We start from the raw sequence: 12,978 nt of genomic DNA, 5'->3' as shown, positions 1-12,978 counted from the left end.
CAAGTATTTGTTTTATTATACGAATCACTAAATGCAACAATTGTCAGTCAGGTACTAGGCGTTCCCGCTTCCAAAGTCAGCCGGAGCTTAAAATCGATTAGACATTCTTTGGATGCACCGCTATTTATTAGAAAACAGCAGGGATTTGAAAGAAGCAGCTTTGCTGATGATATATATCCGAAAATGAAAAAAATAGTACAGCTGGCCAAAAAATGCGCAGAAATTGACATTGACCAAGATAAAGCGAGAAAACGAGAGTTGATCATTGCTTGTCCTCCAACCTTGTCGCTGAATCTTTTACGCCATTTACAAAAAAGAGCGTCTGCAGAAAATGAAGACTATGTATTCCATATTAAATCCTGTAACAGCAACATCGGAGAGTTATTAAAGCAGCAGCGCGTTGATATAGCCGTCACGTATAGCGCTTATAACACTGAGCAGTTGTCTTCAACGTTAATCGTCAAGTCAGACGCCTACGTCATGGTTGCGAGGCATGGTCACCCACTTTTGACTGCAAATCAGCCGTTGCTACTGAGTGACATCATCGATCATCCATATATTAGTTTTGCGGGTAATGAACAGGAAGACATTACTGATCCCCTTGAATGTTATGCCCTCGATACTAATAGTGACTTAAATGTAGTTGCAAAAGTGTGTTTACTTGCGGACTTAATGCTGCAATTGGAACACAGTAATGCCATAGCACTTTTATGTTATAAAGATGCAATTGAGTTTCTATGTCAGCGAGGTGATATAGCAGCGTTAGAGTTGGACGATTCTATCTGTAAGTTAGTTAATCAACGAAGTGGGCACTATCATCACTATATTACCCAAACAAGAAAAAGTTCGTTAATACCCAATTGGTTAAGTCATGAAATTCAGACTTATATAAAAGGTAATATGACATTGCCGGCTAGAGGTTGATATGAATAAACTGAGTAATATTAGCATCAGTACGATAGAGATATTTTGCCAGTTATATATCAAGGGGAGTACTAAGGTTGTTGCAAATGACTTATCGTTGTCACAGCCCAAGGTCAGCCGTGCGCTGAATTCGCTGAGAGTGGTATTTAATGACCCCCTTTTTGTACGAAAAAATAACCAGTTCATTGCAACTGAGCTGAGTCACCGTTTACATGCTTCGTTATCGGAAATCCTACAGTGTAGTCGCTCTATCGAAAGTGATGCTATCAAAAGCTCATCGCCCGTAGAGCCTGCAATAATCATTAGTACCGTACCTCAATTGGAAATAGGACTTGCGCAGAAAATTATTAAGGATGCGGCGGACAACAACCAAAATCCTAATATTCCCATATCAACCACAGCTTGGTCAGAGCAGAGTGAACAGCAACTCATTGATGGTGAGGTTGATGCGGCAATCTGCTTTAGGCCATCAACTCGAAAAGAGGTGTTATCAAAACCAATTATTCAACACCGAGGGGGGTATTTAATCGCCCATTCGCAGCATCCGGTTTGGGATGATTTGACGATTGATAATATGATCAACTTCCCCATTGTTAAGCTTGTTACTATGCCATTCCCTGCGAATAAATCGCCACTAGGGGCTTATGCCATAACACAAGGCAAACCTATGCAGGTGTATGCAACGGCTCCCGACCTTGGTAGCGCCGCGAGTAGCTTACTCCATTCTCATGCGGTTATGATTGTTGGCGTTAAATGTGCTGTCGATTTTTTAGCGAGCATTAAGGGCCTACATGCCCAAAAAATAGATTACTCAGAGGATAAAAGTTTATTAAAAGGCTTTAGCTATCCAACGGTTTACTTATGGCTTAAGCGTGCCATTGACGGAAAAGTCGTGGTACCCCTGTGGTTACAGCAGACCTTAGAAGCGTATATCATCAAGTCCCATAAATAGTTACGTAGCAGCCTACAATGATAATCTGGCAAACATTTAAGCGACTCAATTAATGATTAAACTCTTTAATGGATTGAAGACATCAGCATTTAAAGAGGCGCTAAGCTAGCGTTCAATGTGTTAACGCCAACCTCTGTATATAGATAGAAAAGCTCAGCATTACTGGGCTTCTGGTGTGCGTTGAGAGTGCTATAACGTATTTTAGTCGTGTTTGGGTGACGCTAGTGTGCATGCTCATCGTGGACGATAGATTAAGACTATGTTGCCAATGTTGGCACTTATACTTAGCGCTTATAGTTGATTTTAAGCACGACGAGCTTGTTGTAACTATTTGATGTTTATGTTTCATAGTGAATGCAATATCTGTTTGACTACGACTGCATGCTGACAAAGTGCGCTTAACTCTGTCGTTTTAATAGCTGACAGTGTAAAATGCGCGCCCGAATCATCTCTTGTTTTCGTTTTATTGGTAAATATATGCAGACCCAACTTAACCGTACCTTCTCTATCGCTCCCATGCTTGATTGGACGCATTTTGTTGAGTCGCGTAGCTTCTTGTTATGCGCGGGGCCCAATAGGGGCACCGTCGGAATGTGTAACAAAAATTGGGGTCCCAGTATCGTGCACAATTTAAAAGTTGATAAACCTTTACTATCTTGTTGTTTTCGAAAGAGTAGAACATAATATCGACATGTTTTGTTAGAATAGACCTTGCCAATGCCCACTCCACAAGTAACTAAAAATAATACACATAAACTAATTTCGACACATATAGACAATTGGTTTATTTTATTTTCAGTTTTCATCGCTGTTATCTTTGTATATTGTTGTTGCATAATATTTGGAAGCGAATGTAAGCCTAGTGTTAACTTGGTATGTGGTGGGATGTCTGGCGTCGAGTTAGATAATTGCACTAACCTGAAAGCTATATCAATTGAACTTTGTCAGTTTCAGGATCGAGCTCGTAATGCGGCTTCATTGGTTGTAATAGCTATTCTTGCTGGTTGCATTGGTGGAGCTGGTAATTATTTGCAGCATAGAGAGCTACAGTTATCAGTAAAAGTAGGTAGTTCTAGAAAACTAGATGAAAATGAGCTTCAAAATAGAATTACCTCTAACTATAAAGTTGAATCTAGATCTTTCTTTGCTCTTGGTGTTTTAGCTAGCCTACTAGTTCCATTATTTCTTCACTTAATTGGTAGCAATATAACAACTGATACCATTAGCAAACCTGGTAACCTTTTGGTTTATGCTGGTTTTTGTGTTATTGCGGCTTTAAGCTCTAAACGTTTTATTTCACAAGTTGCTGAGAAGGCATTAGCTAAAGCTAATCAATCAGAAGAAAGTACTAAACAAGTTGATCAGAGAGTCCATGAATTGGAAGCTGAGTTAAGAGAAAAAGAATTACATTCAGAAAAACATTTAAGTAATGTCAACTATGCACATTCATTTTGTAACGAAGCTAAAGCTCATTTAGTACAATACGCAATGCACGAAGCAGACCCTGAACGAAAAAATACTAATAAAGATACTTTGAATGATGCTATAAGTGCTCTTGAACGCTCGATTTCGTACGTTGAAACAGCAAGGGCCTATGGTCTGTTAGCTAATACTTATAGCAGGCTGTCAAAGAGCGAAAAAAACAAGAGTACTCAGCATCTAGAGAGTGCATTAACAGCTTGTAGAAAAAGTATTTCGGTTAACTCCAATATTGACGCTGATGCTGAAGCATTAGCCGATTGCCTTTATAACTCAGTTTGCTATGGTGTGCGTCTAGATTTGGAGTTAGATAAGTTATATGAATACGTTGATGAAATCGTTAAGCAACCTGATGTAGGTGGTGTCATTAAATCACTGAGTGAGTTACTAGTTGACGCAGACATCCAAGGCTGCAGTAAAAGTGCAGATGTAATTAGATACATTAATGATCAGTTAAAAAGATTGACTAAGTAATATATAGGCCTAAACTTAGAAAAAAGAGGAGATCACATGATTTTTTTAAACGATAGATTAGTAGGCGACAAGCTGTTGGGCTAAGATTTTTGAACCATTATGAAAGTAGGGCTGTTTAGTCTTGTAATTTCATTGTACTTTATGGTTCTTAATACAGCCTTTAGTGTAAGTAGCATATCCATTGTGCACAATGATTCGAACATAGCTTTATGTCAATATCATTGAAAGGAAGGGGCATCTGTTGATGTCCTTTTTTGTGGGCGGCGTTTAGGTGGGGCTGATGCTTAGTGATAGAATTAGTGCCAGGTATGTGATCACTTTTAGTGTTAGCCATGCTTTGGGCGGGAATATTGGCTTGTTTATGTATCTGATTAAGTAGGCAAGCGCTAAGAAGGCGAAGCCGCTTAGCGGGTTGAAGAAAAAGCTTGTTTCAGTGATTCCAACAGAGAACACCAGAAACACGAACAATGCCTGTAGATAGTGAAACTTGCTTTTAGCTTGGAGTGGATTGGGTACATCTATAGCAGGAGTTGTGACTTTGAGCATAGTTACATCCTTGTAATTTTTGGCTTATCACTAGAGTTTAGGAGTTATTTCTGATTATTCCATCCATATTATTAGCTGATTAAAGTGAGCTTTGCTCAGCTCTGATATCAATAGAACAGGTTAGAGTTATCTGTCTACGTCGTTTTGCGTTATCAAAAAATTTATGTCTGCCCCATCTTTTAACTACAACATAGCCAATAGTATTAAATCATAGCCCTGTGACTTTGAAATTGAATAACGACTCACTCAATAAAGATGTAGTAGTTGTTCGATAATTGCATTAATATCAATAACATTGAGGCATCTACTCACGAATGTGGCCGAAGAATATGACGATTGAAGACAGAGTTAATAGGGTTGCAGAACACTTAATACAAACATATACAGTAGAGAGAAGCATGCCTGGTTACAGGTTACTTGCGGCTGATTTAGAAATTGATTTAGATATCAAAGAAAAAGTATGCAGAGAAATTCTAATCATTCTAGAATGTTATAGCTTGATAGACATAAAATCCAATAATACTGTTCTTATTTCTGATTGTATGCGGACTGAAGCTAGGGCTCTTGAGGTTAGGTTTAATAACAAGCTAAATAGGGATGATGATCTTCAAAAACTAGTGGGCTTAGTAAATACATCACGTAAAGTCGATAGCAAAAAAATACCCAGTGAAAAAAATCTTGCGGAGCTGCTAGGTTGGAGCAAGCAGAAGGTAAGGGAGAAATCACTCTGGCTCCAGTACTGTGGATATGTAGAATGTAAATCTCGTGTTGGAAAGTTTTTGATTAAAAAATTGCCTTGATTAATAATGGCTGGCTAATGTAACTTCTATCTTTATTCTTTATTCTTTGTTCGGCAGCATTTATTGTGTATTAACGGTAAGTATTCTATTTAAAAAAATGACTTAGTAATGGTATCTTCGAGGTTTTAGTTCAGTGGTCAGGAACGTTATCCTGCTGCTATTGAATAAGCTGTTATACCTATAAGGTAATTATGAAAATCATCATAACTATATTTACTTTGGCTTTGTGCCTTACATCGTTTCAAGCTACCTCTGAAAGCACCCATAACAGTGATTTTGAATCGGTTATTGTAGAGCTTAAAGAAACAAATGTTAGGCTTGAAGAGCAAAATAAAATGTTAAAAGCTAGCTCTGTCGAGCTAAGAAACTCTTATTATTCTTCCCTAGCTTTTGCAGCAACATTTTTGATTGTATTTCTAGGTATAAATATCTATTTCTTTCGAAATAGATTCAATGAAGATAAAAACTATTTGTTACAACATATCGACATTGAAATTAGCAGTAAGTTAGCTTTGACTGATGATTTTTTCCAAAAACAAGAACAAAAAATGAAAAAAGTTATTGAAGACCAGGTTTCTAAAGACATAACTGCTCATATTGCTTCGTTAAATGGAAAAATTGGATCACTGCAAAGAGAAAACAAATACCTATCAGTAGATATAGTTCTGCTTAAAATTAAAAACGAGAAGACACCGTCTAATAAATTAACGCTATTAATATCGCTTTCTAAAAATTATCACTCATTAAAGTGGGATTTACAGCTTTCAGATACTCTAGTAAAAATACGTGACTTATTAGAGGGAGGGGCTAGTTTCGACTCAAGCGAACTGCCAGAATTAGCTAGATTTTTAGATAGCTTGCCCAAAGAATTTGAAACAACAATAAAGCAGGTTAAATCCCGCTTGGAATAGGTGTGGTAAGGCGTTTAAATTGAACTAAAACAATAAGTTAGACCTCGCTTTGCTACGCGTTATAACCCAACTGTTTTAGTCCGCTTAAGCAGGCGTTACCGAACATACAATTGTCATAATCTTCCTGATACGGCCTAGAATGATTGCTGTAAGTTGCTAGTAGATAGACATCTACAAAGCCAACTTAACCTGATCGACCCAAGGCATATTTACTTTGCTTTCAGGAATCCCAAGTTTAGTGGAAATGAATTTCACTAGTCGCGGCTCGTCTGTTAGACCATTAGCGTTTTGAAAGTTTGCGCGATTCTTGTACCAAATTTCAGCAACTTCTACCCGTAATGGCTCAGGTGGGGTGTTTGACGCTGCTGCCTGCCAGTATTCACCATCAAAAACTTCACCAGCATTGCCTTTCCCATCAACTGTAAAAGTCACTAATGCAAGGTTATATCCCATACCGACAAGCTTTGAACTAGGTTCAATTATTACGTTTGCTTGACTCACTCTACTTTTTTGTGCCAGGTCTTTTGCTGCTTGAATTGCAGTGCCTAAATATGTCTCATAGTTATTTGCATCAGGAGCAGTAATAAACCACTTGACACGTTTGCGCCCAGCAAAACTATAATCGCTAACCTCAATAATAGAATAAGGTTTTGCATGAGCAGATAAAGAAGATATTTTGTCAGGCCAAGCGGGATTTTGTGATATGGGCTCGCTTGTAGAGTATTTAGCTTTAACTGCAGCAGTGGTTTTACCCTGATTCTCACTATCCGTAGGTGAAATCAATATGCCAAATATTGCCAAAAACATTACACCAATAGAGATGAAAAGTGGCTTGATAAGCTTCCTCGCTTTAGCTTGTGCTGGCGTGTCTACATGTTCAGCTTTTAGCTTCGCAAGTTTGGCTTCCATTTCCGATATATGGTCATTTTTGTTACTCACAAATTACTCCTTCAATTCATTTTTTAACTTTTAAAGTGTTTAGACAGCATTACAACGCTGTTCGGATAAGGTTCAGATTTTTTTTAAAACTGATACCACTTTGCCGTGGATCTTGGTTGTGTCCGTATTAAACGGGTATTTGTCTTGACCATCGATGAGGTAGATATTGCCATCGGGTAGCTGGCGCAATTCACCTATCTGATAGCAGTCGTTGATGGCAAATAGGTATTGGCCTTTAGTGACGGTTCTTATCTCAGAGTTGATAAAGTAAGTCGCTGATTCTGTTTTAACAACAAAATCAGTACCAAGCTTCAACCCACAATCTTGTATAAAGTCGTGGCTAACTTTGTAGTAGCCGAGATGTTTTCTCTCGCCATGATCAATTGATATTTTTTCTAGTTCGCTGATATCAGCACTTAAGGCGCTGTTTTGCATTTGTGCTGATTTAGACTCGCCTAATTTTATCGTTTTGCGTACAGGGTATTCATGTTTGCCAAAACACAAAAACAGCATAGGGACGCCCGTTGCTAAATGGACTCTGGCGAGTAGTTCAAAGGGAGTTATATTGCGAGTTTGCCAAGTGGCGATAGACCCTTCACTAACAGTAGTTAGCTGCCTAAATTCAACTCTACTTTTCAAATTAAGTAAAGTGATCAAACGGTCAATAATAATTCTACCACCATCGTAGTTTGGTGGCTGAGCAATGCTGAATCTGAAGTTTTTCAGGTTTTGATTGATAGTTGCAAAGTCTGGAACCTGATTAGGAGGTGAGCAAAACATTAATACGTTTTGTTTCTCTTCATTCTTACCAGAAAGCAAGAAGTCTAAATCAACACCAGTCGCTAAATGTATACGGATCAGTAACTCAAATGGCACTGTATTGCGGGTTTGCCAAGTTGCAATAGAGCCCGTTGAAACCCCAATTAAGGAGGATAACTCAACTCTGTTTCTGAGGTTGAATAATCGAAGTAAGCGTAAAATAACTGTCTTACCCCCATCACACTCAAGCGGTTTATTAAGAAAACGCTCTTTTTCCTCGTCAATCAAATTGACAAGCCTATCTTTTTGATCAATCATTATCTCACCAAAACTAAACGCCCGTGAATCCGCCAAGATTCAGCACGGGCTAACAACGAAAAGGTATCACAATGGTCAATATTACTCTACAGGTCACAACACCTTATCTCACCTACGCGGAGTACGCCCGCGCATCAGGCCTGCCATACAACACCGTTAAGAAGATGGTTTATGAAGGCCGTTTACCGACTCGCCCCAAGAATGACCCACGCGACAAACCACTGATTAATGTTCAAGCCCTTGTTATTGAAGCGGCAGAACTGAGATTAGTCGACCAGCAAGCCCTTATCGAAGACGCCAAACAAGTTAGTTAAATACGCATTTGACGAGTTAAGAATAGCAAAATGGAGTTTTGCATCTATGTATACGACTAATGCTAGTACACAAATGAATGGTAAAGGATGTCATTTGAATGGGGCGTTTCGTCAATTTGCTGCAGATGAGAATTTAAAGTCGGTAGCGGCGAAGGCAGAGATCTCAAGCCCGCAGATATTGCGCAACAAGCTGTGTTTAGAGCAACCACATAAATTATCTGTGGTTGAGTTGGTGGCCATTACTCGCGCCAGTGGTAACCGCAGCATTATTGATGGGGTGTTGTTGGACCTAGATTGTGCGGCCTCTGTTTCGTTAGCTGAATTTAATTCTGCAAGCCAGCAAGAGTTAACCGACAGGGCACTAGATATTACCGCTAATGCCGCTCAGTTGGGGGCGTTGGCTTTAGATGTAAAAGTGACAAAGCGCGTTACTGAACGGATGCGCCACGAAACCATTAAACGTGCAACGTATGTCATGGCTGAACTTGCCATTTTTGTGCATGACGTTGAACAGAGGTTTCAAGCCATTCCGGTATTAACCATTGCAAGCGATGCATTACAAGCAGTGCCGATGCCAGGGCTGATGTAAGACTTTTTGTTTAGGAAGAAAAGATGAATATCTCATTTGCGTTATTGGCTCGGTTCGAGTCGCCGACGGTCGAACTGAAAGTGATTAGCGAGGAGTTTTTCGGCTACACCCCGAAAACAGCCGAACAGAAAGCTAAAGCCCAAGATTTGCCTATTCCCACGTTTAAGTTGCGTGATTCTGAGCGTTCGCCGTCATTGGTCAATGTTGCTGACTTGGCAACCTATGTTGAGCAGCGCTATCGAGAATCAAAATCTGATTGGGACATTATCCAGCAGGCTAAGCAGTAATTACTGGCGGTAAATAACAGGCAGTAAATAAAGCGTTAAGCGACATGAGGCACAACTAAGCGTGCTGGTGTCAGTTAAGTGCTCACTATTTTAGAGACTTTTAAAAGGGGATTATCTTATGAAAGCTTTACAGCAACCGGCGCCAGAAACTGCGCCAAGAATAGACACTGATTTGCAAACTGACACACCTGCCGCAAATGACGTGGTAAGGGTTAAGCATGGCGTTGACTCTTTGCGTGACCTATTGGACCGCAGCTGTGTAGCCAGCCGTTATGGCAAATTATCAGACCAGCAAAAGGCGATGATTCTCTTCGGCGCGAAACTTAAACCCAGCTCCCATATTAATACACCGCTCGACAGCATGACGCTTAATGAGCGTGAACAAATCCGCCAATCAATTATTGCCCTATGCGATATCAGCAACACATTCGGTAGAGCCATGTTGAGCCGTGACCGTTTCGAATTGCGACCAAAGCTCGCCAGTAAATCAAAAATCAAGCAAACCGAACATTAAATCGCAGGCATAAAAAAGCCACTTCCGTTCGAGCGGTTGTGGCTGTGTCGAATCAATCAAAAGGCTTACAAGGACTTATAACATGAAGACGACAACGCAAAGTCTAGCAACAGATGATGCTATTCGCAATGAAGCGAACAGAATTATTGCCGCTTTAAATCATGCTCACTACCCAATTGACGCGGTAATGGCTGAATCAATCGTTGAGTCACTGCAGACCATTGCCGAAGCACTTGAGTTACCCGTGGCTAAAACTTTGCATATTCGGTTGATTGCCATCCGTAACAATATCCACGTTAACCAAATCCAACAGGCGGCTTGATATGAAGCTATGCAACGTTGAGCCAACGGAAGTTGAAGCGATAAGTGTGTTTGTTATTAATTGCTTCAATTGTGCTGATAAGCATTATGTGTCGCTATGTAAGACTGTTCAAGAGGCCACTGACGCCGCGGCTAAAGAGGGCTGGCACGGCTACGAAACCGATGATGAAGTGTGTTCAACGGCTTGCCCAAAATGCATTAAAGAGGCAATACAGAACGAAGCTGAGGCAAGAGTATGAAATCAGCAGCCTTTCAGCATTTACTCAATCATTACCGCAGTAATAAGCAGTGCCTCATCTTTGAGGTACAAATTTTCCTTGATAACGGTAACCAGATCGAGAACGCTAATCTGGTAAAAATAGCCAAGTATTCAGGCGCATTAGATTGTTTGTATTGGCAAGCCTTGGGCAATGGGCTTACAAATTTGGCTAAAGGTATTCGCCGAACGCTAGATAAAGCCAAAGTTCACCACGGGGTTGAGGCGTTGTAATGTCTTCATCTACATTATCCCCACAGTCCGAGGCATTGCCCTCGGCTCTTTTTTCTGGATTAGTCAAAGCCCCGCCGCAGGGACGTGACTGCGTGTTTACGGCCAACTATCAACATATTGAAACGGTTGAACCCAAAACGTTAGAGCAGTATCAACAACTCACGTTTCTTGATGGCTATAAAACTGCAGTATTGCCCGCTCACAGTAATGCGCGCCAATCACTCAAAGAGGTTAACGAACTACTAGAGCAAGTCTCACCAAATCATGCAGTACTTAATAGTAACCGCAGTTTTGCCAATGCCCGCTTAAGTCACCTGCCGAATAACATCCGCCTTAAAATTACAGTGGAATACCAGCGCCGCCTGAACCTAACGGGTGGTAACTCAAGTAAACGAGTGCGCAGCGCCAATATTTATCTACGTAAGACCACCGACTTTATCAACAAGGTGTGGCTGAAATACCCGTTCCATAATGTGGGTAGTTTTTTAAGTACCACTTCAAAGCACGTTAACGAAAGCAACGGTAAACGAACAACTCATTTTGGTGGTTTTGATTTAATCAAATATCGCAAAAGTAAGCGCCTTAAAGATGTGGCTAACCGTTTGGCATTAGCGGTACTCGATGAAGTTAAAGACACTGCTAACCATTACAGCGGTGATGTAGCTTTTTTAAAAGCCTATGACGCAGCAGCTGCAGTGTGTAAGCAATGGCAAGTGAACCCGCCTTACTATTCAGATGTTAAACGAAACCACATTATTGAGGCGGCAGAATGCGCCATTTTGCGCATGACCAGCGCTAAGTGGTGGCTTAATCAACTGAGTTCGTTACGTGATTTGTGCTGTGAGCATTTGAATGTTGCAGCTGGTCTTGTGGGTGAAGACAGTCCCTATTTAAGTCGTGAAAGTTTTAACGAGTGGTGCGAACAGCAAAAGAGCGGTCGTGAGTGGTTAGAAAACACCATGATTGAATCAGAGGCGGGGGTAATACTGCCACTGATTGATGCCGCCATGGCGGGCACTGCTAACCCTGCTAATCGGTTTGTTGAACTCATCGTTAGGGCGCGAGGGCTTGAAGAGGTTGCCGAAGAACAAGGCAAGGTTGGCTTTATGGTCACTTTGACCGCGCCGAGTAAATATCACTTCAACTCGGATAAGTGGAACTGTGAAAACGCTCAATTTACTCAAGCCTACCTGTCTGGCCAATGGAGCAAAATCCGCTCTGCTTTGTCATATCGAAAAATCAAAATTCAGGGGCTACGTGTTAGCGAACCGCATAAAGACGGCACGCCGCACTGGCATATGCTGATCTTCGTTCATCCAGACCATACCGAGGTATTAAGAGCTTTGCTTGAGAAGTATGCCTTTGAAGTTGATGGCGATGAAGAGGGCGCAGCAGAGCACCGCTTAGAGATTGAACCCATAGATAAAACCAAAGGTTCGGCGGTGGGCTACATCGTTAAATACCTGTCAAAAAACATCAAAGGTGAGCACATGCAAGGCGAGTTAGATTTCGAATCTGGCTTAGCGGCAAACGATGGTGCGGCCAACGCGGCGGCGTGGGCTAGCCGTTATCGTTTGCGTCAGTTTCAATTTTTTGGATCTTCATCGGTGCAGGTATGGCGTGAACTCAGGCGGTTAAAAGAGTGCCCTCAGCCCGTAGAAATTGAACATGCCAGGGCGGCGGCTGAAAGCTCAAACTGGAAAGCCTTTGAGCAAGCCTTAGCGGTTAACCCTATCAAACTTGAATATGAAGAAACCGAATGCGGCAATGAGTTTGGCGAAATGACCAAGCGCGTACTTGGGCTTTGTGCCTTGGCCACCATAGACGGCGCTGAAACCAAAGTGAGGTCGTTAATCACCCGCGGTGAAAAGTGGACGCTCAGAACCATGGATGAAAACGAAAAGACCAATTACAAGAAGCTCAAAGCCGAGCGCGCCGCTATTTTTAAAACCAACTGCAGTATTGATAATAAAGAAGACAAACTACCGATGCCGAAGTGGAAGCAGCTCAAAGCTGTTGCTGTTGGCTCTTGCTCTTGCCTTAAGAGTCGCGGCAGCGGCGATACTCGGACTTGTGGGAATAACTGTACAGAGTCGGTTTTGGTCGGTCACTCTGGAAATAACAGTGCCCATTTCTCTGCAGAATCTTTGCGTTATTTAGCCTCTCACGGTGTTGTCGATCCCTATTCGCTTGAACAGCTTGAAAAGGGGTTAAGAGTCTTTACCGATTCAGGCCGTATTTGGTGGGTGAGTGGTGGCCAGCTGCAGTTTGAGCGGCTGTTTGATGAAGAGGAGAGTGAGTTTAGGTATTTCTAATGTCGACTTAATGTTGTTTTTACATCTACTAAACATCTATTTTTGG

At 41.2% G+C, this 12,978-nt stretch carries 15 protein-coding genes; 13 read left to right on the top strand and 2 right to left on the bottom strand.

What is annotated here, in order from left to right; all coding sequences use genetic code 11:
* The 5 genes from CXF82_RS06800 to CXF82_RS06770 form a co-directional block, all read left to right on the top strand.
* A partial coding sequence (locus CXF82_RS06800) for a LysR family transcriptional regulator (RefSeq protein ID WP_102043908.1) occupies positions 1-924 on the top strand: 924 nt, incomplete at its 5' end.
* A 1-nt stretch (position 925) separates the two neighbouring features.
* Entirely contained in the window at positions 926-1,876 is a 951-nt protein-coding gene (locus CXF82_RS06795) for a LysR family transcriptional regulator (protein ID WP_102043907.1), read from the top strand.
* Between the two features lie 885 nt (positions 1,877-2,761).
* Complete coding sequence (locus CXF82_RS06785) at positions 2,762-3,829, top strand: YEATS-associated helix-containing protein (protein ID WP_102043905.1); 1,068 nt, start codon at positions 2,762-2,764, stop codon at positions 3,827-3,829.
* Positions 3,830-4,704: 875 nt separating this feature from the next.
* Positions 4,705-5,175, top strand: a complete 471-nt coding sequence (locus CXF82_RS06775) for a hypothetical protein (protein ID WP_145991666.1) — start codon at positions 4,705-4,707, stop codon at positions 5,173-5,175.
* Between the two features lie 191 nt (positions 5,176-5,366).
* Positions 5,367-6,086, top strand: a complete 720-nt coding sequence (locus CXF82_RS06770) for a hypothetical protein (protein ID WP_102043902.1) — start codon at positions 5,367-5,369, stop codon at positions 6,084-6,086.
* A gap of 171 nt (positions 6,087-6,257) precedes the next feature.
* On the opposite strand, the gene CXF82_RS06765 is transcribed toward CXF82_RS06770, so the two are convergent.
* Together CXF82_RS06765 and CXF82_RS06760 are read right to left on the bottom strand one after the other, a co-directional pair.
* On the bottom strand, positions 6,258-7,025 hold the full coding sequence (locus CXF82_RS06765; protein ID WP_102043901.1) for a DUF4875 domain-containing protein: 768 nt from the start codon (positions 7,023-7,025) through the stop codon (positions 6,258-6,260).
* 72 nt (positions 7,026-7,097) lie between these two features.
* Positions 7,098-8,102 (bottom strand): helix-turn-helix domain-containing protein, encoded by a 1,005-nt coding sequence (locus tag CXF82_RS06760; protein ID WP_102043900.1) that lies wholly within the window; start codon positions 8,100-8,102, stop codon positions 7,098-7,100.
* 71 nt (positions 8,103-8,173) lie between these two features.
* On the opposite strand from CXF82_RS06760, the gene CXF82_RS06755 reads away from it, so the two are divergent.
* From CXF82_RS06755 to CXF82_RS06720, 8 genes are all read left to right on the top strand, one after another.
* Positions 8,174-8,416: a DNA-binding protein gene (locus CXF82_RS06755; protein ID WP_102043899.1), complete on the top strand. Its 243-nt coding sequence runs from the start codon at positions 8,174-8,176 to the stop codon at positions 8,414-8,416.
* Between the two features lie 46 nt (positions 8,417-8,462).
* Positions 8,463-9,005 (top strand): phage regulatory CII family protein, encoded by a 543-nt coding sequence (locus CXF82_RS06750; RefSeq protein WP_102043898.1) that lies wholly within the window; start codon positions 8,463-8,465, stop codon positions 9,003-9,005.
* 23 nt (positions 9,006-9,028) lie between these two features.
* Positions 9,029-9,292: a pyocin activator PrtN family protein gene (locus CXF82_RS06745; RefSeq protein WP_102043897.1), complete on the top strand. Its 264-nt coding sequence runs from the start codon at positions 9,029-9,031 to the stop codon at positions 9,290-9,292.
* Positions 9,293-9,410: 118 nt separating this feature from the next.
* A complete protein-coding gene (locus CXF82_RS06740; protein ID WP_102043896.1) occupies positions 9,411-9,806 on the top strand; it encodes a hypothetical protein in 396 nt (131 codons plus the stop codon).
* Between the two features lie 82 nt (positions 9,807-9,888).
* Positions 9,889-10,128, top strand: a complete 240-nt coding sequence (locus CXF82_RS06735) for a hypothetical protein (RefSeq protein ID WP_102043895.1) — start codon at positions 9,889-9,891, stop codon at positions 10,126-10,128.
* A 1-nt stretch (position 10,129) separates the two neighbouring features.
* The gene (locus tag CXF82_RS06730; RefSeq protein ID WP_102043894.1) at positions 10,130-10,366 is read left to right on the top strand and encodes a hypothetical protein; all 237 of its coding nucleotides are present in this window, start codon (positions 10,130-10,132) and stop codon (positions 10,364-10,366) included.
* The gene (locus tag CXF82_RS06725; RefSeq protein ID WP_102043893.1) at positions 10,363-10,617 is read left to right on the top strand and encodes a hypothetical protein; all 255 of its coding nucleotides are present in this window, start codon (positions 10,363-10,365) and stop codon (positions 10,615-10,617) included. Before CXF82_RS06730 ends, CXF82_RS06725 begins: the two co-directional genes overlap by 4 nt.
* A complete protein-coding gene (locus CXF82_RS06720; protein ID WP_102043892.1) occupies positions 10,617-12,932 on the top strand; it encodes a replication endonuclease in 2,316 nt (771 codons plus the stop codon). Before CXF82_RS06725 ends, CXF82_RS06720 begins: the two co-directional genes overlap by 1 nt.
* Positions 12,933-12,978 lie beyond the last annotated feature (46 nt).

This window comes from Shewanella sp. GutDb-MelDb (genome assembly GCF_002836075.1).
In the GTDB taxonomy this organism is placed as follows: Bacteria; Pseudomonadota; Gammaproteobacteria; order Enterobacterales; family Shewanellaceae; genus Shewanella.
The sequence above is the reverse complement of the archived record's forward strand: the minus strand, read 5'-3'. Positions and strand labels throughout refer to the sequence as shown.

Coding starts and splice junctions, on each gene's coding strand:
- CXF82_RS06795 (WP_102043907.1), top strand. CDS start 926: ATGAATAAACTGAGTAATATTAGCATCAGTACGATAGAGATATTTTGC.
- CXF82_RS06785 (WP_102043905.1), top strand. CDS start 2,762: ATGTCTGGCGTCGAGTTAGATAATTGCACTAACCTGAAAGCTATATCA.
- CXF82_RS06775 (WP_145991666.1), top strand. CDS start 4,705: ATGACGATTGAAGACAGAGTTAATAGGGTTGCAGAACACTTAATACAA.
- CXF82_RS06770 (WP_102043902.1), top strand. CDS start 5,367: ATGAAAATCATCATAACTATATTTACTTTGGCTTTGTGCCTTACATCG.
- CXF82_RS06760 (WP_102043900.1), bottom strand. CDS start 8,102: ATGATTGATCAAAAAGATAGGCTTGTCAATTTGATTGACGAGGAAAAA.
- CXF82_RS06755 (WP_102043899.1), top strand. CDS start 8,174: ATGGTCAATATTACTCTACAGGTCACAACACCTTATCTCACCTACGCG.
- CXF82_RS06750 (WP_102043898.1), top strand. CDS start 8,463: ATGTATACGACTAATGCTAGTACACAAATGAATGGTAAAGGATGTCAT.
- CXF82_RS06745 (WP_102043897.1), top strand. CDS start 9,029: ATGAATATCTCATTTGCGTTATTGGCTCGGTTCGAGTCGCCGACGGTC.
- CXF82_RS06740 (WP_102043896.1), top strand. CDS start 9,411: ATGAAAGCTTTACAGCAACCGGCGCCAGAAACTGCGCCAAGAATAGAC.
- CXF82_RS06735 (WP_102043895.1), top strand. CDS start 9,889: ATGAAGACGACAACGCAAAGTCTAGCAACAGATGATGCTATTCGCAAT.
- CXF82_RS06730 (WP_102043894.1), top strand. CDS start 10,130: ATGAAGCTATGCAACGTTGAGCCAACGGAAGTTGAAGCGATAAGTGTG.
- CXF82_RS06725 (WP_102043893.1), top strand. CDS start 10,363: ATGAAATCAGCAGCCTTTCAGCATTTACTCAATCATTACCGCAGTAAT.
- CXF82_RS06720 (WP_102043892.1), top strand. CDS start 10,617: ATGTCTTCATCTACATTATCCCCACAGTCCGAGGCATTGCCCTCGGCT.